At 59.7% G+C, this 18,876-nt stretch carries 15 protein-coding genes, 1 tRNA gene and 3 pseudogenes; 7 read left to right on the forward strand and 12 right to left on the reverse strand.

Annotated features, from left to right (window positions below; all coding sequences use genetic code 11):
• Window positions 1–4: 4 nt before the first annotated feature.
• Window positions 5–183, reverse strand: a pseudogene (locus tag AC07UI_RS06780) (CrcB family protein); the annotation flags it as partial.
• A 359-nt stretch (window positions 184–542) separates the two neighbouring features.
• On the opposite strand from AC07UI_RS06780, the gene AC07UI_RS06785 reads away from it, so the two are divergent.
• Together AC07UI_RS06785 and AC07UI_RS06790 are read left to right on the forward strand one after the other, a co-directional pair.
• Window positions 543–1,022: a GNAT family N-acetyltransferase gene (locus AC07UI_RS06785; RefSeq protein ID WP_494991761.1), complete on the forward strand. Its 480-nt coding sequence runs from the start codon at window positions 543–545 to the stop codon at window positions 1,020–1,022.
• A gap of 60 nt (window positions 1,023–1,082) precedes the next feature.
• Window positions 1,083–1,330, forward strand: a pseudogene (locus AC07UI_RS06790) (D-alanine--D-alanine ligase A); the annotation flags it as partial.
• A gap of 233 nt (window positions 1,331–1,563) precedes the next feature.
• Here AC07UI_RS06790 and AC07UI_RS06795 read toward each other — a convergent pair.
• The 3 genes from AC07UI_RS06795 to AC07UI_RS06805 form a co-directional block, all read right to left on the reverse strand.
• On the reverse strand, window positions 1,564–2,016 hold the full coding sequence (locus AC07UI_RS06795; protein ID WP_494991762.1) for a GNAT family N-acetyltransferase: 453 nt from the start codon (window positions 2,014–2,016) through the stop codon (window positions 1,564–1,566).
• A gap of 152 nt (window positions 2,017–2,168) precedes the next feature.
• Window positions 2,169–4,013, reverse strand: coding sequence for a gamma-glutamyltransferase (gene ggt / locus AC07UI_RS06800; protein WP_494991763.1), 1,845 nt, complete (start codon window positions 4,011–4,013; stop codon window positions 2,169–2,171).
• Window positions 4,014–4,169: 156 nt separating this feature from the next.
• On the reverse strand, window positions 4,170–4,955 hold the full coding sequence (locus AC07UI_RS06805; RefSeq protein ID WP_494991764.1) for an AraC family transcriptional regulator: 786 nt from the start codon (window positions 4,953–4,955) through the stop codon (window positions 4,170–4,172).
• Window positions 4,956–5,072: 117 nt separating this feature from the next.
• Between AC07UI_RS06805 and AC07UI_RS06810 the strand changes: the two genes are divergently transcribed.
• From AC07UI_RS06810 to AC07UI_RS06825, 4 genes and pseudogenes are all read left to right on the forward strand, one after another.
• Window positions 5,073–5,960 (forward strand): EamA family transporter, encoded by an 888-nt coding sequence (locus AC07UI_RS06810; protein WP_494991765.1) that lies wholly within the window; start codon window positions 5,073–5,075, stop codon window positions 5,958–5,960.
• A gap of 111 nt (window positions 5,961–6,071) precedes the next feature.
• Complete coding sequence (locus tag AC07UI_RS06815; RefSeq protein WP_494991766.1) at window positions 6,072–6,383, forward strand: isochorismate lyase; 312 nt, start codon at window positions 6,072–6,074, stop codon at window positions 6,381–6,383.
• Window positions 6,383–6,535 (forward strand): hypothetical protein, encoded by a 153-nt coding sequence (locus tag AC07UI_RS06820; protein ID WP_494991767.1) that lies wholly within the window; start codon window positions 6,383–6,385, stop codon window positions 6,533–6,535. The genes AC07UI_RS06815 and AC07UI_RS06820 overlap by 1 nt, the downstream gene beginning before the upstream one ends.
• Window positions 6,462–6,905, forward strand: a pseudogene (locus AC07UI_RS06825) (FAD-dependent oxidoreductase); the annotation flags it as partial. The gene AC07UI_RS06820 and the pseudogene AC07UI_RS06825, both read left to right, overlap by 74 nt.
• 80 nt (window positions 6,906–6,985) lie before the next feature.
• Here the strand turns inward: AC07UI_RS06825 and AC07UI_RS06830 are convergent.
• From AC07UI_RS06830 to AC07UI_RS06860, 7 genes are all read right to left on the reverse strand, one after another.
• Window positions 6,986–9,211, reverse strand: coding sequence for an autotransporter family protein (locus AC07UI_RS06830; protein ID WP_494991768.1), 2,226 nt, complete (start codon window positions 9,209–9,211; stop codon window positions 6,986–6,988).
• Between the two features lie 465 nt (window positions 9,212–9,676).
• A tRNA-Met gene (locus AC07UI_RS06835) sits at window positions 9,677–9,753 on the reverse strand.
• Window positions 9,754–9,830: 77 nt separating this feature from the next.
• Window positions 9,831–11,294 carry an amidase gene (locus AC07UI_RS06840; protein WP_494991769.1) on the reverse strand — a complete coding sequence of 488 codons (1,464 nt, stop codon included), beginning with the start codon at window positions 11,292–11,294 and terminating at the stop codon, window positions 9,831–9,833.
• 60 nt (window positions 11,295–11,354) lie between these two features.
• Complete coding sequence (locus tag AC07UI_RS06845; protein ID WP_494991770.1) at window positions 11,355–12,395, reverse strand: ABC transporter substrate-binding protein; 1,041 nt, start codon at window positions 12,393–12,395, stop codon at window positions 11,355–11,357.
• Between the two features lie 29 nt (window positions 12,396–12,424).
• Window positions 12,425–13,234 carry an ABC transporter permease gene (locus AC07UI_RS06850; protein ID WP_494991771.1) on the reverse strand — a complete coding sequence of 270 codons (810 nt, stop codon included), beginning with the start codon at window positions 13,232–13,234 and terminating at the stop codon, window positions 12,425–12,427.
• Window positions 13,231–14,151, reverse strand: a complete 921-nt coding sequence (locus AC07UI_RS06855) for an ABC transporter permease (protein WP_494991772.1) — start codon at window positions 14,149–14,151, stop codon at window positions 13,231–13,233. Before AC07UI_RS06855 ends, AC07UI_RS06850 begins: the two co-directional genes overlap by 4 nt.
• Window positions 14,152–14,164: 13 nt before the next feature.
• Window positions 14,165–15,283 (reverse strand): ABC transporter ATP-binding protein, encoded by a 1,119-nt coding sequence (locus tag AC07UI_RS06860; protein ID WP_494991773.1) that lies wholly within the window; start codon window positions 15,281–15,283, stop codon window positions 14,165–14,167.
• Between the two features lie 252 nt (window positions 15,284–15,535).
• Between AC07UI_RS06860 and AC07UI_RS06865 the strand changes: the two genes are divergently transcribed.
• Window positions 15,536–16,441, forward strand: a complete 906-nt coding sequence (locus tag AC07UI_RS06865; protein ID WP_494991774.1) for a LysR substrate-binding domain-containing protein — start codon at window positions 15,536–15,538, stop codon at window positions 16,439–16,441.
• Window positions 16,442–16,629: 188 nt separating this feature from the next.
• Here the strand turns inward: AC07UI_RS06865 and AC07UI_RS06870 are convergent, their stop codons facing one another.
• The gene (locus tag AC07UI_RS06870; RefSeq protein WP_494991775.1) at window positions 16,630–18,687 is read right to left on the reverse strand and encodes a methyl-accepting chemotaxis protein; all 2,058 of its coding nucleotides are present in this window, start codon (window positions 18,685–18,687) and stop codon (window positions 16,630–16,632) included.
• Window positions 18,688–18,876: the final 189 nt, after the last annotated feature.

The following is an 18,876-nucleotide window of genomic DNA, read 5'->3' on the forward strand; positions in this document are numbered from 1 at the left end:
TCCCTTAGTGTGCGCTTAACAGTTGGAACGAAAGAAGGCCCCCAGCGATCATCGCCAGCGAGCCTGCGACGTGGAGCAACATGGCGCCCGTTGCCTGCTGAGTCTCCCTTCCTGGATCAAGCCTGGGGTTTGTGCCGAGAACGTAGTCAGGCCCCCGCAGAAACCGGAGATGACCCGTAATTTCAGCATAGCTGCCAACTTCCTCGTTAGAGGCCGGAGCCGACAATCGCGGGGAAGAGGTTGTTTTAAGGTGCAGAGCCTTCTAAAACGGCTGTTGGTCCATACGTCTGAATTCGAGTAGAACTACCCAAACGAGCGCGGTTACCCATGGCGCCATGACTTCACCACAACAACACAAGGATGGTTTGTTCGATGAAGCTACTACATCTGAGGCACGCCGGTCCGTTGTCGTTGCGGGTATTGAAGCGTGGCCAGGCTCTTTGTCAGCAGTCGGGTTGAGTGCGTTTGCAGCTCAATCGCTGAAGAGCAGGATCGCAGCGAATAACCGCGACGACACACGCAAAATGTCAGGAGACTAAAAAATGAAATTTGGCTACCGACCGGTAGAGGAACAGGACGTCCCACGGATTTGCAGCTTTACCCGGAACGAGGAGGAGTTGTTTTTCTTCTTTCCCGCGGCCACCTGGCCGTTGACCCATGAGCAACTGCGCAACTCGATTGCCCAGCGATCAGATTCGACGGTGATTGAGCAGGACGGGCAAGTGGTCGGTTTCGCCAACTTCTACCGTTGGGAAACCGGGGGAGCCTGCACCATCGGCAATGTCATCGTCGATCCCGAAATGCGTGCGGGCGGGATTGGCGGGCACCTCATCAAGCACATGATCGAGATTGCGCTGACCAAGCACCGCGCCAAGGAGGTGACGCTGTCTTGCTTCCACCAGAACCTTGCAGGACTGCTGTTCTATCCCAAACTCGGGTTTACGCCTTACGCCATCGAAGAGCGCAAAGACAAAAAAGGCGCGCGGGTGGCGCTGATTCATATGCGCTTGGCACAGGCCTGAGTCTTTTGCTGGATGCGATTGCCGGGTCAAGAAACCGTATTTTCAAAATGAGGCTGGATAATGAGCAAGTTGCGGGTCGGGTTATTTTTGGTGGCCGCTCGGCAGAACATGAAGTTTCGCTGCAGTCGGTGAAGAACATCGTCGACGCGCTGGACCGCTCGCGCTTCGAGCCGATGCTGATCGGCATCGACAAGCAAGGAAGCTGGCACCTGAATGACACCTCGAACTACCTGATCAACCAGGAAAACCCGGCGCTGATCGCCCTCAACCAGTCGAACCGCGAGCTCGCCGTGGTGCCAGGCAAGTCTAGTGGCCTGTGTGGTTAGTTCTGTTAGTCAACTTCGGCGCCACAAGCCCCTATCCTGCGTTGCTGTTCCTCGCCATAGCGGGCTATGACTCGTCACAGCGCCTTGGCCAGGGACTTCTGGCATCCGAATTTGAACTAACGAACTAACCGTACAGGCCACTGCCAGTAGCTGCTGGGGCATGTCGACGTGATCTTCCCCATCGTTCACGGCACCCTCGGTGAGGATGGATGCTTTCATGGTTTGGGCCACCGAACAGCTTCGCGAATGTAATTGATATCCCACTCGCTTTCGTCGACTCGCACAAATCCATGACGTTGATAAAAGCGATTCGAGTCACTGCCGCGCAATGCGCCCAGACGGATCGGGAGTCCTTCCTGGGCGGCATTGTCGAGAACGGAACACAAGGCTGCCGAGCCAAGGCCTTTGCCTTGATGTTCTGGCATGACGTACAGATGCTCCAGGAACAAGTGATCAGCTTTTCGCCTGATCTGAAGAAAGCCTGCCCGTTGACCATCACTGACGATGAAGCTGCACAATGCTGGTTCAAACGTGGCGAGAAATCTGACGCGCGCCCTTTGCGGATCAAAGCGACCAATGCGCTCAAGACTTTCTTGCATCGACGCAATCCGCATCAGGACAAGGACTTCGGCGTCGTCCTGCGTGGTGGCTTCGAATGCGATGTCCATGCTTACCTCCGTTCAATCCATGAGTACTGAAACGACTTTGCCTCATCGCGATGAGTGCTTCGTCGATAATCGGCAAATTCAGGCATTGAGCTGTAAGTACGCAGTTCGCTGATCTCTTCTGCTCTTTTTGGATGTCAGCAGCCTAACCTCGATCAATCCCCCAGCGCTTCACCCTCACGCCGCGGATCGGCGCCGCCAGCCCATGAAGCTTTGCCTTGAACATCGCGGACACGGACGATGGCTTGGGTGCCGCTGGTCATATCGATCTCGTTCACGGTATGCCCTTTATCTTTGAGGGCTTGCACCAGTGCGGGTGTGAATTGCCCTTGCTCCAATTCGGTCGGGCCGTTGCGGCTGCCAAAGTTAGGCAGGCTGATGGCGGCTTGCGGGTCCATGTTCCAGTCGAGCATGGCCACCACTGACTTGGCCACGTATTCGATGATTTGCGAGCCGCCGGGAGAGCCGACTGTGGCTACCAGTTCACCGCTCTGGCGGTCGAAGATCAGTGTCGGAGCCATGGAGGAGCGCGGACGTTTACCGGGTTCGACGCGATTGGCGACGGGTTGGCTGTTTTCCTCAGGGACGAAGGAGAAGTCGGTCATCTGGTTATTGAGCATGAAGCCCTGAACCATGAGGTGAGAGCCAAAGGCCGCTTCCACCGTGGTGGTCATCGACACGGCACCGCCCTGGTCGTCTACCGCCACTACCTGCGAGGTGGATATCCGCATCGGCGAACGGTCTGGAGCGTACGCCACCTGGATGCCGGCCGGGTGGCCGGGCTTGGCCGTACCCATGCTGTGCTCACTGATCAAGGCTGCTCGACCTGCCAGATAGCTGGGGGCGACCAGGCCTGCGATCGGGACGGGGACGAAGTCTGAATCAGCCACATAGAGCCCGCGGTCGGCATAGGCCAGACGCTCGGCTTCGGCAATCAGGTGCACGGCTTCAAGTGCAGGTTCTGTTCCGGCCGGGGCGTTGGTTTTGACCGGCTTGAGCGGCGGCAGGGCAAAGCGGCTATCCCGTACTTCCAGCGCCTGCAAGGTGCCGAGGATTTGCGCGACGGCTATCCCGCCCGAGGACGGCGGCGGCATGCCGCAGACTTGCCAGCGTTTGTAGTCGGTGCACAGCGGCGTGCGCTCTTTGGCGGTATAGCCTTGCAGATCGGTCATCGACAGGCTGCCGGGGTTGGCGTTGCCCTGAACCTTGGTGACGATCTCGTGGGCGATCGAGCCTCGATAAAGGGCATCCGGACCTTCTTTGGCAATCCGTTTCAGAACGCCGGCCAGGTTTGGGTTTTTCAGCAAGGTACCGATGGCTTTCGGGCTGCCGTCGGCATTCAGGAAATACTCGGCCATGTCCGGCGAGCGCGGCAGGAATGGGTCAGACGCAATCATCGCGTGAAGCCGCGGCGAGATCGGGAAACCTTGCTCTGCCAGGCGAATGGCCGGTTCGAACAATTGCGCCCAAGGCAGACGACCTTGTGTCTTATGGGCCAGTTCAAGCGCACGCAATGCACCTGGTGTGCCCACCGAACGACCGCCAATCTGTGCCTGACTGAACGGCATCGGCTTGCCGTCAGGTTGCAGGAAGAGCTTTTCGGTAGCACCTGCCGGTGCGGTTTCGCGTCCGTCATAGGCGCGCACTGCTTTGCCGTCCCAGAGCATGATCAGCGCACCGCCGCCGATGCCTGAGGATTGCGGCTCCACCAACGTCAGTACCGCTTGCATCGCGATCGCGGCATCGATCGCCGAGCCCCCCTGACGCAACATCTCACGCCCGGCCTCTGCTGCCAGCGGGTTGGCTGCCGCCGCCATGTGGCGCGCGGCGTATTGGGTGCGCATGTCGGTGCGGTAACCCGAGGCGATTTCCGGGGCGACCGGTAGAGCGCTGACGGAGGGTGCAGACGGCGGGGTATTGCAGGCCGCGAGGGTTAAAGCGGCGGCTATCAGCGAAAGGGCAGATAGGCGGTAGTGGCTCAAGTTGAAGGCTGAGAACACGCGGGGCACTCCGTCCGTGGGTAGATGAGGTATCGAGCGCAGCCAATAGATGCGCTCGCGTGCGGGGGAATGTATCGGCCGACAGCGGTAGACGCAACGCGTTGGACGATTTTGCTGGCTGCTCAGGCGAGCGTCTTCGATGCTGCTCCTATCGTTTCAGAGCAGGGTTTTGGAAAAGTATCGACTGGGTGTCTCACCCAGCACCCTGCGAAATACGTTAGTGAACGCGCTGGGACTGCTGTAGCCCAGATCCATCGCCACTCGAGTAACAGGTTCTCCGTTACCCAAGCGAACCACGGCCGCCAGCAAGCAGGCCTGTTGACGCCACTCAACAAAGCTGATGCCGGTTTGCTGGCGAAATAGCCGGGTGAAAGAACGACGACTCATTGCGACCTGATTGGCCATGTCGTCGATGCTCATTTCCAGCGAGGGCTGGTTCAGCAGATCACCGCAAGCTTTCGCCAGTCGGGGGTCAGCGGGTAGCGGTGCATTAAGTGAGAGTACCGGCATTGCCGCGATTTCGTGCAACAACAGCGCCATCAAATGGCCGTCCCGGTTCTCTTCGGCATATAGCGCAGGGACGTCCAGAGCTCGTGTCAGGAGGTGGCGAAGCAGATCCGACACACCGAGCACCTGGCAGTTCGCAGGCAGGCCGAGTCGCGTTACCGCGTGACTGTGAATGTAAGTGTTGAGCATGGTCACAGGTCCGCTCATCAGCATTTCGTGAGGTACGCCTGCCGGTACCCATATGGCCCTATGCGGCGGTACGACCCAGTTGCCTTCGCTGGTGAAGACACTGATGACGCCTTTGGCTGCATAGGCGAACTGCCCGCGTGGGTGCGTGTGCAGAGCGAAGCGCAGCCTGTCGGGGTAGTCATATGCAGTGACCACAGCGTCACGTGGGGTGTTCTCGCAGGGATCTACATGATGGATTTGGCTCATGGCCCGAATTTAATTATTTATGACCTGGTATTGCAAGCAGGCCAATCCCAGGCCTGGTCATAGTGGCGCCTTCGCCGGAGCATCTGCTCGCCGGCACTGCCCCTGGAACGATACATCATGCAGAAGAAACACCTGATCCTGGCCGTGTTGGTGACGGCTGTCTGGGGGGTGAATTTCCCCATCACCAAGCTTGGTCTGACCAACATCGATCCGCTGCTGCTGACAGCACTTCGCTTTACGCTGGCGGCGTTGCCCTGGGTATTCTTTGTCAGGCGCCCGCAGGTCGCCATTCATTGGTTGGTGGCTTACGGCCTGATTTTCGGTGTTGCGATGTGGGCCCTGATCAATTTGGGGATCGAGTTGGGCGTGCCTCCCGGAACCGCGGCATTGTTGATCCAGTTCAGCGTTTTCTTCACCCTGGGCTGGGGGGTATTGCTGTTTCGTGAGGGCCTGAGTGTGGGACAGGTCGTGGGCATGGTGCTGGCGGCACTGGGGTTTTTCAGTATCGTTCAAGGCAGCCCGGGCGAGGCCACAACTGCGGGCTTTGTTCTGTTGATGGTGAGCGCATTCAGCTGGAGCATCGGTAACGTCATTATCAAGCAGTCCAGGGTGCGGGAAATGTTTGCCTTTGTGGTATGGGCCAGCCTGTTCCCGCCGATCCCGCTGTTGCTGCTCACCTGGTTAGCTCACGGGGCAGCGCCGTTCATGACCCTGGTAACGCACCTTGATCGAGTGGCAGTGTTCTCGCTCCTGTTCCAGGTCTATGCCGCCACGCACTTGTGCTATTGGGGCTGGAACCTGTTATTACGTGAATATCCGGTTTCCCGAGTGGCACCGCTGTCGTTATTGATTCCGGTGTTTGGAGTGCTTGGCTCCATATTGATTCTCGGACACAGGGTTGACGTCCGTGAGGGTTTTTCCATCGCGCTTATCCTGTCAGCACTCGTTGTTGGCTTGATAAAAGGCCGGCCCCTGTTCGTGCGCGATGCCCGGTCGGGCGAATAGTGAGAGCCTACGCGGTGTTGTTCATCGGCAATGATGGAGCCTGATTTTGCGTGTTTAATCGGGCAAGCAGCATCAGCCCACGCTTTTTCTCGATAAGTCGGAGTTAGCTACATGGAAGTGATTAATCAAATGCGCCCTGACGAGTGTCAAGGCATGGAAGACATCCGGCGCGAGATCGATCTCCTCGATCGGGCAGTCATCAATATGCTGGGAGCGCGCTTCAAATACGTTCAGGCCGCGTCGAAATTCAAAACCTCTGAAACCTCTGTGCGGGCCCCGGAGCGTTTCCGCGCGATGCTGGGCAAGCGTCGTGAATGGGCGGAAACCGAAGGTCTGAGTCCCGAGGCGATCGAAAAGCTCTACACCGACCTGGTCAATCATTTCATCGAAGAAGAGATGAAACACTGGAAGGCCCATCGCTGATGGAAAACCAATACGACGTCGTCATCGGCTTGGGCGCCATGGGAGCGGCGACGCTCTATCAACTGGCAAAACTGGGCATCCCCGTGCTTCATCCTGACCCACGGCCCGAACGAGAGCGACGCCTGCTACGGTTTCCCACCCATACCGGGTGAGGGCAGCATGAAAGTCGCCACCGAGCAGTTCGACGTCAGCACCTCTGCGCAATCGATCGACCGAACCACTAGCCTGACGCAGGCAGAGACTTTTTATCGTGCGCACATGAAGGGCCGGTTCGCTGGCGTATCAGCGGATTTACTCAAATCCAGCGTTTGCGCTTACACGGTGACCCCGGATTTCGGCTTTATCATCGACGAGCATCCTGAGCTTCGGAATGTAACGGTAGTCAGCGCCTGCTCCGGACATGGCTTCAAGCACTCGGCAGGAGTTGATGAGGCATTGGCGCAGCGATTCGCTTATGGGCAAAGCGACGTAGATCTTCTGGCGTTTTCAGTCGGGCGGTTTGCGCGACTGTTGGAAAACTGATTCCGAGATCATTTGAAGGTTAAACGCCCATTTTTCATGACTGAAAAATGGGCGTTATCAGGTCAGCTGAATCTAACGGATCAGAACTGCCAGCGCACCTGCACGTCACCGGTATTGGCGGTGTAACCGTTCGCCGCTTCCAGGGTGTACTTCGCCCCCAGGCTGAGGTTTTCGCTGTGCAGCAGCGTGACGCCCAGTGCCAGGACCCCGGTGTCATTGACCGGTTTCGCCCCCGGGCTGGTGAAGCTGGTGGCGCCCGAGGTATCGGCGGCATAGTTGGCGACCGATTGCAGGCTGGTGTCGTGGTACTCATGACGCCAGGTCAGTTGCGCCGACGGTACTACGCTGCCGTAGGACGTGGCGAAGGAGCGTTCCAGCTTGGCGCCCAGATCGCTTTTGAGCGAACTGGTGCTGGTGGAATCGACATGTAGTGCCGCGCCGTTGCCGCCGGTTTCGGTGAAGCTGTCCTGGCGCAAGGTGCTGTAGGTCAAGCCGGCAATTGGCGTGAGGACGGTGTGGGCCAGCGCCGCGCCGAGGTCGATCGGGTAACCGGCCTGTGCGGAGGCAATGTACTGCATTCCGTCGTGCTGGCCTTTGGCCGAACCGCTAAAGCCGGTGAAGTCGATTTCACGCGTGGTGTCGTATTGGTGCTGAACGGCACCGGCCGACAGGTCCAGGTACCACGGCTGGCCTTGGTAGCTGGCATAGCCGAACAGGCCGTAGGACTTCACGTCGGCAGAGCTGCCGGTGTTGTCGCCGTCGTTGTTCACCGTGGTTTTGGTGTAGCTGAACAGACCGCCGGCGCGCCAGCTGTCGTTGAGCGCGGCATCGGCCCCCAGCAGCAGGCCGCTGTAGTGGGCGTGGTAGCCGGCCACATCGTCGCGCTCACCCAGTCGGGAACTGCCGCCAAAGGCCTGGCCCCAGAGCCCGGTGTTGCTGGCGCTTTCACCGGTGGCGACGCCGCTGCCGAGGTTGTCGTTCTGCGCGGTGCGCAGGCCTTCGAGGTGCGCCGTGGTGACATTGAGCACTTGCACCGTAGACGCGGTAGACGCCTGAGTGGCAGCCGTCAGGTTCGCGGTCGGACTCAATTGGGCCCCGGCGTGGTTGCCAGCGGTCGGGGAGTCGAGGGCCGCGGCAGTGTTGAACAGGTTCATCAGGCCGGCATCGTAACCGCCGTAATTGAACAGCCCGGCCAGCGGGGCGACACTGCTGGCACTGGTGGCCCGATTGATCGGCGCATAAGAAGGTGTGACCGGACCAACCGGAGGCGTCGCAGGTATGGCCGCACCCAGGGTCACCAGCAAGTCGGCATGGGAGCCATCGGTCACACTGGTGCCCACTGCGTTATAACCCGGGACCGTGTAGTGAAGGCTGCTGGCATTGTAGGTCGTGCCAGCGGTGTTGGCCTGGATCACGATGTATCGCTGGCCTTGGGCAAAACCATAGCTGCCAAGCTTCTGCAAACCGACCGTGGAGCCCGCAGCGATGTTCGCCTTACCGGACACCACCAGGCGCCCATAGCCGCTGTCGGTGCTGATATCACCGGTGGTCACGGCATTGTCGGCCACACCGAGAATCAGGCTGGCGTCGCTGCCTTGGTAGTAATTGCCGGTGATCTTGATCGTATTGTTGACCTGCAGCGTGCCGGTAGTGTCATTGGCGGCAGTTTGAGTGTCGACGTTGATGTGGTCATTGAGCAACTGGTTGCCCGGCCCGAACACCACATTCGAGCCGATACTGCTGATCAGGCCGATGTTGGTGGCGCTCACACCGCCCGTGCCTGCGCCGGTCAGGATGCCAAACACCGATCCTGGACCGCCATTGATCGTCATGTTCGACGCGGAGTCATTGCGGATCGTGCCGGCGATGGTTCCGGAGTTGGTTATGGTGCCCAGCGTCGAGTGTGGACCGGTATAAATGGCGAACCCATTACTTGTGATAGTGCCACTGTTGTTCAGTGTGTTGAGGGTGTCGATGTTGTGAATGCCAAAGGTGCCGCCACTGATGGTGCCACTATTGCTCAACGTATCGATGTCGTAGCTGCGAATACCGGCATTGCCGCCAGAGATGGTGCCGCTGTTGCTCAGCGTACCGATTCTGCCCGAGTTCCTGATACCTGCACTGTTTCCACTGATAATGTTGCCCGCCGGGTTGTTCAGCAACGTGAGCGTGCCGCTGTTGTCAATGCCATACTCATTGGCCCGAGCGACGCTGACCTGGCCAGCTGCCAGTACCGAAGCGGTGGCGATGGCCAGGACTGTCAATCGGCTTGGTGTCTGTGAGGGCTGGCGTGTAAAAGAGTGCATGAGGTACTCCCTGTAATATTCCTGTTATTTTCGTAAAAGTCTCGTTGAGACCTTCGGAATCAGCCATGCAGAACAGCGCAGGCCCGTGATTCACTCCCTGGTTGGCAGTCTAGTAAGGTTCTTGCGCGATTGTGCGGAGCTTTACGGGGAGGGGGGGGCATTGAGCGTGCGTCTGGCCGTCAGGTTTTACTCTGAATGCAGGCCGCCGGGATCCAGCTCGCGGTACTCCCAGGCGTTCGGCTTCAGTCCCAAAAGGGCGGGCTGATAAGGGCAACGTTTGATGTTGGAGCGTTTCATTTCCTTGTATCCCCTTGGTTCAGTTTTCTTGCAAGGAGTCACAGGGGGGACATATGGAAGGAAGGTATGGGGGGATGCAAGGACAGATAGCCAGAAACAAGAAAGCCCGCACTAGGCGGGCTTCTTGATTTGTTTATAGGCCTCGGTAGAGGTCTATAAACAGGTACTTGGTGGCTACACAGGGACTTGAACCCCGGACCCCAGCATTATGAATGCTATGCTCTAACCAACTGAGCTATGTAGCCAAGTGGCGCGCATTATTCGCCGAGAAGGGAAAAGCGTCAAGCGTTTTTATTGAAAATTTATCTACGCTATCAATTGTTTATCGAAATACCTCTGTCAGCCGGGGCGCCGGGCAACGTTGGAACCACTGACTGGCCTGTTCATAGGCGTGGGCCAGCTGCAGTACGGCGAAGTCGGCCTGGTGCCGGCCGATGATTTGCAGACCCATCGGCAGGCCGTTCTGGCTGAAGCCGACCTGCACGTTTGCCACCGGGCATCCGCAGAGGGTGCCGGGGATGACCACTTCCATCCAGCGGTGATAGGTGTCCATGGTCACACCTTCGATGGAGGTCGGCCAGGGAGTGGTTTTATCGAACGGGAAGACCTGGGCGCTGGGCAGCAGCAGGTAATCGTAACGTTCGAACAGTTTGCTGATGGCGCGATACCAGTTGCTGCGGGTCACTGACGCAGCGAAGACGTCGCTGGCAGAGAGCTTCAGGCCATTTTCGATTTCCCAGCAGGCCTCCGGTTTCAACTGTGTGCGCTTTTGCGGGTCGGCATAGGCAGCGCCCAGGGAGCCGGCGACCATCCAGTGACGCAGGCTGCGCCAACTGTTCCAGAGCTGTTGCGCAGCGAAGTCCGGTTGCGTGGCTTCAATGCTGCAGCCAATGGCTTCAAAGTCGGCGAAGGCGCTCTGGCAAAGCTCGAGAATGCCTTTCTCCATCGGCAGATAGCCATTGAAGTCGCCGAGCCAGCCGAGGCGGGTGCCTTTGAAGTCGCGCTCCAGTGGTGCGGCGAAGGCGTTGCCGGATTCGGCGATGGACAGCGGTGCTCGCGCATCCGCGCCGGCCTGTACCGAGAGCAGCAGCGCGGCGTCGCGTACGCTACGGCCCATAGGGCCTTCGTAGCCGAGTTGGTCGATGAATAGGTCGGCGCTGTCATCGAACGGCACCCGGCCCTGGGATGGGCGAAAGCCGAACACGTTGTTGAACGCTGCCGGGTTGCGCAGTGAACCCATCATGTCGCTGCCGTCGGCCACCGGCACCAGGTGCATGGCCAGCGCTGCAGCGGCACCACCGCTGCTACCGCCTGCGGTTTTGCTCGGGTCGTAAGCGCAGCCGGTGGCGCCAAACAATGGGTTGTAGGTCTGTGAGCCGAGGCCGAATTCCGGGGTGTTGGTCTTGCCGATAATGATCGCGCCAGCGGCCTTGATCCGCTCGGTCATGATGCCGTCGCGCTCTGGCACGAAATCTTTGTACAGCGGTGAGCCGAGCGTGGTGCGGATGCCACGGGTCAGCGACAGATCCTTGATGGCATGGGGCAAACCGTGCATCCAGCCACGGCAGAGACCGCGAGCCAGTTCTGCGTCGCGCAGGTCTGCCTGGGCCAGCAATTGGTCAGCCGGTTGCAGGCTGATCAATGCGTTGACCAATGGGTTGAAGCGCTCGATGTGGGCCAGGTAAGTCTGCATCACTTCCCGACACGACACCTGGCGCAGGCGAATGCGTTCGGCGAGTTCGTGGGCCTGCAGCAGGACCAGTTCGCTGATGTTATTGGAGGTCATTAAAACGCTGCCTTGTAGAAGACTGGGAAAACGCCCCGACGCCCTGTCGGGGCGGTCGGGTCAGCGCATCAGGCTGGTCCACAGACGGTCGGCAAGGCGGATAGCGCCTTCGCCGCAGGTCTTGCTGAACACCACTTGGGTGCCCTCCGGGATGTGCAGCTCGGGCGCGTCCTTGAGGCCAGCATCGAGGAAGGGTTCCACGCCCTTGATCGGGCTCTGATGCTTGAGGAAGTTCTGGGTCATCGCGGCATTTTCAGGCTGGCTGAGGAAGGCGATGAAAGCCTTGGCGTTAGCCGGGTTTTTGCTGCCCTTGGGGATGACCATGTTGTCGACCCAGGCCAGTACGCCTTCTTTCGGGTAGAGGTAGCGCAGGCTGGGTTTCATCTCACGGGCGCGCATCGACGATCCGCCCCAGAAGGTCGACATGTCGACTTCACCCGAGGCCAGGTTCTCGCGGATCGAGCCGGCCTTGGAGCTGTAGGTTTTGACGAAGGGCTTTTGCGCTTTGAGCAGGGTCAGCACTTGCTGCATCTGTTTCGGGTCTTCGCTGCACAGCGGAATGTTCAGATACAGGCTGGCCATGTCGACCACATCGCTTACCGAGTCGAACATGTTGATCCGCCCTTGCAGTTCGGCTGGCGGCTCGTACAGCACTTTGTAGCTATCCGTCGGGCCTTTGTAGCGCTCGGTATTGAGCACCACGCTGGTGGTGCCCCAGATGAACGGCACGGAGTACGCACCTTCCGGGTCCCAGGTGGGTTTTTTCAGATTGTCGGCGATGCTGGCGTAATAGGGCTGGTTGACCGGGTCGAAGCGCTCGAGCAGTTGTTCCTTGATCAGGATCGGAATGAACTGGTGCGACGGAATCGCCACGTCGTAGCCCGCGCCGCCCTGTTTGAGCTTGGCCAACAGTGTCTCGTTGGAGTCGTAGGAGTCCACGGTGACTTCGATGCCGGTCTGTTTCTGGAACCTGGCGAGAATCTGCGGCGAGAAATAGCCGCTCCAGCTCACCACGTTCAATTTTTCGGCCGCCTGAGCACTGCCGAGCAGAGGCAATGTCAGTAACAAAGAGGTGCCGAAGCGTGCGATCAACTTGCTCATGGTATTTCCTCAAGGTGGAATTGGCAGGTTCAGACTTTCTTTTTACCCAGCAGCCAGGAGAGGCTGACGAACAGCACCGAGACCCCGAGGATCAAGGTCGAGACGGCATTGACGTCGGGTGTCACGCCCATTCGCAGCAAGCCGAAGATGAAGATCGGCAGGGTGGTGGTGCCGGCCTGGGAGACCATCATCGAGATCACGAAGTTATCCAGCGAGACGATGAAGGCCAGCATCAGCCCGGAGACGATCCCCGGCATCAGCAGTGGCAGGGTGACCTTGCGAAAGGTCCTCCAGGGGCCTGCATAGAGGTCGGCCGAAGCGTGTTCCAGGGACAGGTCCATGTCGTTGAGCCGCGCGCGGATCGGCAGGTAGGCGAAGGGGATGCAGAACACCGTGTGGGCGATGATCAGGTTGCCGTAACCGAGCGACAGGCCGATGGTGGAGAACAGCGCCAGCGTGGCCACGCCAACGACGATTTCCGGCAGCACCAGTGGCAACATGATTGCGCCCATGGACAGTTGCATCCCCTTGAATTTGGCGCCCCGCGAGGTACCGAGTGCCGCGAGTGTGGCAATCGCGGTGGCGATCATGCTGGCGCACACGGCGATCAGCAGGCTGTTACCGGCGGCCTGTCGCAACGCCTGATTGGCAAACGCCGCGCGGTACCAGTCGAGACTGAAACCGGTCCAGACCGTGGCCGATTGATTGGCGTTGAAGGAGAACACCACCAGCACCACGATCGGCGCGTAGAGGTACAGGTAGAACAGCAAGCTGAAGCCGCCGAAGCCCGGGAAGTCCTGCACGCTGAGCCCGTTTCGTTTGAGCAGACGCAACATCATTCACCTCCTTTGGCGATGCGCTGGTGTTCGGCGCGCAGGGCGTAAACGGTCAATACCAGCATCACTGCGGCCATCAGCACTAGAGACAGGGCCGCGCCGAACGGCCAGTTACGGGCATCGCTGAACTGCCGGAAAATCAGGTTGCCGAGCATCATTTTGGTTCCGCCACCGAGCAGTTCCGGGGCAATCATCGCGCCCAGGCAAGGGACGAAGGTCAGGATCGCGCCGGCGAAAATCCCCGGTTTGGCGATCGGTAGCACGACTTTGATCAGCGTCCGCCAACGCCCGGCATACAAGTCCTGCGCAGCTTCCAGCAGGCGGATGTCCATCTTTTCCAGGGTCGCGTAGATCGGCAGCACCACGAACGGTGCGTAGGTATAAACCAGCCCCAGCAGCACCGCGCCATCGGTATAGAGCAGTTGCAATGGTTGATCGATCACGCCGAGCCCCATCAGGCTGTTGTTGATCACCCCGGTGTTACGTAGCAGCAGAATCCAGGCGTAGGTGCGGATCAGCAGATTGGCCCAGAACGGCACGGTGATCAGGAATATCAGCAGCCCGCGACGATGGGCCGGCTGCATGGCCAGCCAGACCGCCACTGGAAAACCGATTAACAGCGTGATGACCGTGGTCAGCCCGGCGATGCCGATTGAACGCAGGGCGATGATCAGGTACGAGTCGGCAAAGGCCAGGCTGTCGTCCAGTTGCCGTTCGAACAGCAACGAGGTGTAGGCATCGCTGCTGAAGACCTTGTTCACCCCGCCATAGGGGTTGGCTTCCATCAGTGAATAGCCGATCACGATCAGAATCGGCACGATCAGAAACAGGCCGATGGCGAGCAGCGCGGGAGTCACCCCGAGGAAGCTGCCGAAGGCCTTGCGTCGTGCCAGAGTGGTGGATATCGGTGAAGCGTGCATGGGAATCCCTTGCTCAATCCAGCAAAACGCTGGCGCTGCCTCGATCGAACAGCAGGCCGGCCCGACTGTTGACCGGGAAGCGCTGGCTTTGGTCGACGCTGTTGGGCGTGCGCACGGTGAGGCGCGAACCGTCGGCCAGGCTGACCTGGTATTGCAGGTCGGTGCCCAGGTAGATCTGCGCGTCGATCCTGCAGGGCAGGGCACCGGTGGCGCCATCTGGCACCAGATGCAGGCGTTCCGGACGCACCGAGAGCGCAACGCTGTCGCCGATGGCTACGTCGCTGCAGGGCTGAGCCGGCAAGGGGTGACCGGCCGGGCCATCGAACCAGGCCAGCCCGGCCTCGACTCGTGAGACCCGGCCTTCGATGAAGTTGGTCTCGCCAATAAAGTCGGCGACGAAGCGATTGCGCGGGCGCTCATAGATGTCTTCCGGACGACCGACCTGCTGCACTTCGCCTTCGGACAATACGGCGATGCGGTCGGACATGGTCAGCGCTTCTTCCTGGTCGTGGGTGACGAAAATGAAGGTGATACCGGTCTTGGCCTGGATGGTTTTCAGCTCTTCGCGCATGGCTTGGCGAAGCTTGAGGTCAAGGGCCGAAAGCGGCTCGTCGAGCAGCAGCACCTTGGGATGCGGCGCCAGTGCCCGGGCCAGGGCAACCCGTTGCTGCTGGCCGCCGGACAATTGTGTCGGGCGGCGCGTGGCGAAGCGTTCCATCTGCACCAGTGCGAGCATTTCCCGCACGCGCTCGGCGATCTGCACCTTGCTCAGGACTTTGCCCATGGGCTGCGATTCGAGGCCGAAGGCCAGGTTCTCGGCGATGGTCATATGTGGGAACAGCGCGTAGTGCTGGAACACTGTGTTGACCGGGCGCTTGAAGGGCGGGCGGTCGGCGATGTTTTCGCCATAGAGCAGAATCTCGCCCTCGGTCGGAAATTCAAACCCGGCGATCATCCGCAGGAGAGTGGTTTTACCGCAGCCTGAAGGGCCGAGGAGGGTGAAGAACTCGTTGTCGCGGATATCCAGGTCGATGCTTTTCAGCGCCACCGGACCGGTTTGCGGATCTCCGTAAACCTTGCGTACCGAGCGAATGGACACAGCCAGCGTTTGCAGCGAATGCAGGGCATTCATGCGTTACCTCCGATTCCCCCATCGCCTGTTCGAATTGCTCGGCAAAGAGCTGCGTCGTCAGGCCATGGATATTATTTTTTTGGGCAGGATCGAGATGTTTTCGGGTGTGCAGCGAGCCGCGTCGGCGGGCTCTTTGTTCTGTTCTTGTTGTTCTGGTGTGGCTCGATTATCAGTGAGGGGTTGCAGGTGCGAAACTTCAATTTTAACATAGGGGCTGTTAAATAATTTAATAGCTAGAGGCGGTTCTACCCAATGCCTACCCACCGTTTGCCGCCACTCAATGCCGTACGCGCTTTTGATGCGGCGGCGCGTCTGGGCAGCTATGTCGAAGCCTCAAAAGCGCTGCACGTGACCCAGCCAGCGATTGGCCGGCATGTGAAGTTGCTTGAGGAGTGGCTTGGCGTGCAGCTATTTGAGCGGACCTCACGCGGGGTTGTGCTGACAGTCGCCGGGCAGAAATACCACCACAAAATCTCCGCGGCTTTGCAGTTGATCGTTGAGGCCGGGAAGGAGTTGCTGCCCAGGGATTCCGAGCGCTGGCTGCGGATCATGGTGGTGCCGGGCTTCGCCAAGCGCTGGCTGACGCCCAGGCTTGAGGCGATGCGGCATCTGCGACCGGGGTTGAAGTTCGCCATCGAACCCAACTCGACCTTTACCGAAGTAGATGGCAAGAGCGCTGACTTGGGCATCGTTTATGGCCTGGATGGGCAGTACGCCAATTCCCGCGCGACCTTGATCTGCCCGCGGGTATTTCCGATTTGTACGCCGGGGTACCTGGCGAGCATCGAGCCGATTCACAGCCCGGTCGATCTGGTGAAACACAATTTGATCCACTTTGACGACGGCGAATGGTGGAACATGTGGTTCGCCGCCAATGATCTGGATATTCACCTGACTTCCGACGTGTTGTACGTCAACAATGACCACGCCTTATCGGTGGCCGAAAGCGGCCAGGGTATTGCACTGGCCAACGAAGTATTGGTACGCGATGAACTCGAGGCCGGCACCCTGGTGCGAGCAGTTGAGGCCCAGGTGAAACTGGAAAGCTATCGCGTACTGACGCCGTCAGCCGCGTTGTCGGCGGATGTGCAATGGTTTATCCAGTGGTTGTCGACGTCGCTGGAGCAAGAGTTTCCAGAGGCGGTGGTCGGGGTTTGATGGCCCCGACCTGACGTCAAAAGTGAAGGCCTGCACCTACCCCGTAGCAGCTGCCAAAGGCTGCGTTCGGCCGCACAGCGGTCGTAATCCGGGCAACTCAAGTGTCCTGTTGAATCGTGTCAGGACTCTTTGCGACTGCTGCGCGCTCGAACGCAGCCTTCGGCAACTGCTACAGAAGATTGCGACACCTAGTTCAACCGAAACCTCCCCGTATTCTCACTCAGCGCCTTACTACCCTGGCTCAAGGTATCCGCCGCGCGGTTCACCGCTCGTGCGCCTTCAAGCAGGCGCATGGCCGCTTGATCGACCTGTTGAATATTGCCGCTGACTTCATCGGCGGTGCTGGCCTGTTCTTCGACGGCAGTCGCAATCTGCGCCAGGGTATTGGTGACGCTTTGCACCGCACTGGCAATTTCTACCAGGCGTTCGCCAAGCCCGGTCACTGCCTGGGCATCGGTTTGTGCCTGATCGCAGGCGGCTTCCATCAAGGCCACGGCCTCGCTCACCGTGGCCCGCAGGCTATCGACGGTACCGGCGATTTGCGCGGTGGAGGATTGGGTGCGCTGCGACAGGCTGCGCACTTCATCGGCCACCACGGCAAACCCACGACCTTGCTCCCCGGCCCGGGCCGCCTCGATGGCGGCATTCAACGCCAGCAGATTGGTCTGCTCGGCAACGCCGCGAATGGTATCCACCACCAGCTGGATCTGCTGCCCTTGCTCGCTGACCCGGCCAAGTGCTGCGGCAGTCTCGTTCAGGCGCTGGTTGAGTTGCTGGATGCTGGTGGTGGTCCGCTGACTGTCGCGGCTGCTGTCGGCGGCAATACGCTGGGTGTGCCGGGCACTGCCGGAAGCCTGTTCGCAGCTGTGTGCGACACCTTGTGAGGTGGCGGCCAGTTGGGTCGCCGCCGCGGCGATCTGGCTGATCTGCAATTGCTGTGCTTCGACTTCGCCCAAGGCGCCGCTGGAGTGGTCGTTGAGGGTGCGTACTGCGTCACTCAGTTGCAGGGTTTCGTGATCAACCCCGAGCAGACTGGTACGCAACTGCACCACCGCGACGTTGAGCGCGCTGCTGATGGCGGCCAGTTCATCGCGCCCGTGTACCGGTACTTGCAAAGACAGGTTGCCGTCACGCAAGGACTCGGCCAGCAAGGTGATGCCGCTGGCACTGCGACGGATCGATGTCTGCAAGCAGATGAACAGGTACAGCGCTGCCAGTAGCAGGCCGCCGAAGATCGTCGCCACCAGGATGAATTGGCGGATGGCCGAGCTCTGGTAGTAATCCAGGCGGCTGTCCAGCGACACCAGGGACTGTTGGCGCAACGATGACAGGTCCATGAGGAGGGCGTCGAGGCTGCGCTCGAAGTCTTGCGGCTTGAGATTGATGCTGCCGCCGAACACGCCGTCGTCGAGCACTTTGAGGCCGTCATCCAGATGCTTCAGGCTGTCGTGGTATTGCCCGGCCCAGGATCGCAACGCGCTGGGCAGCCGGGCTTCGAGCAGGCTGCCGGTCTTCACCAGTTGCTCGCGGGCGTCGCCGATGCGGCTGCGCAGGTCCCGCAGTTGCAGGCGGCTTTGCAGGGTGAATTGCCCGGACACCACTGAGGCCTGGCCGACACTGGCCAGGCGACCAACCCGTTCGATCAGGTCTGGAGCGTGCTGAGTGGAAATCTGCGTCAGCAGGCAGGTTTCCAGCCATGGGGCGAGGATTAGTCGGTTGTCCATGGCTATCTGCTCGCGCAGGGCTTGCAACGCGCTCAATGCGGCGGTGAAGCGCTCGTAGCCGTCCGGCCACCAGCCGACGCTGCTCAGGCTTTTGGAGTCCAATCCGCTTAGAGCCGCTTGCAGCCCTTGATAGCGACTCAAGGTGTCGCCGACGGCACCTTCGGTTTGCAGAGCGGTGCCGAGGTCGGTGACGGCTTGAGTGACTGCGGGCTGGACCGAGTCGAACGCAGCCATGGCGGCAAGGGTCGCCGGTGTAGGCTGACGATTGGTTTCTGTTGCTCGCCAGCGGGCGGCGCGGTCACGCTGAGTGGCCAGCAAGTTGTCCAGACTGTCGAGGGCCAGCAATTGGCGAACTCCGGCACGCTCGCCGGAGATCAGGCTTAACTTGTCGCGGTAGTCCTGGCCGATTATCCACAGGCTGCCCATCAGCGGCAGGATGAACAGCAGAAACAACAGCTGAAACTTGCGGGCAAAGCCGAAGCGCCCAAGCAGTCTGATTCCTGGTGATAGAAAAACCTGCATGCCCGACTACTCCTCTGAGCACCACGCACCAATGGCGTGCAGTCCTGGCGGTGTGGCCTGGACCTGTGCTTGCTGTTAAAGGCCTCGGAAAATCGCAATCGCGAGCCCTGTGCGGTGAGCCCTGTAGCGAAACTTCCCATTCTCGGTCCCCTTTGTAAGGGGCCGCGTTGAAGTGGATAAGCAAGGCAA

This window comes from Pseudomonas sp. GW821-FHT04C07 (assembly GCF_059420325.1).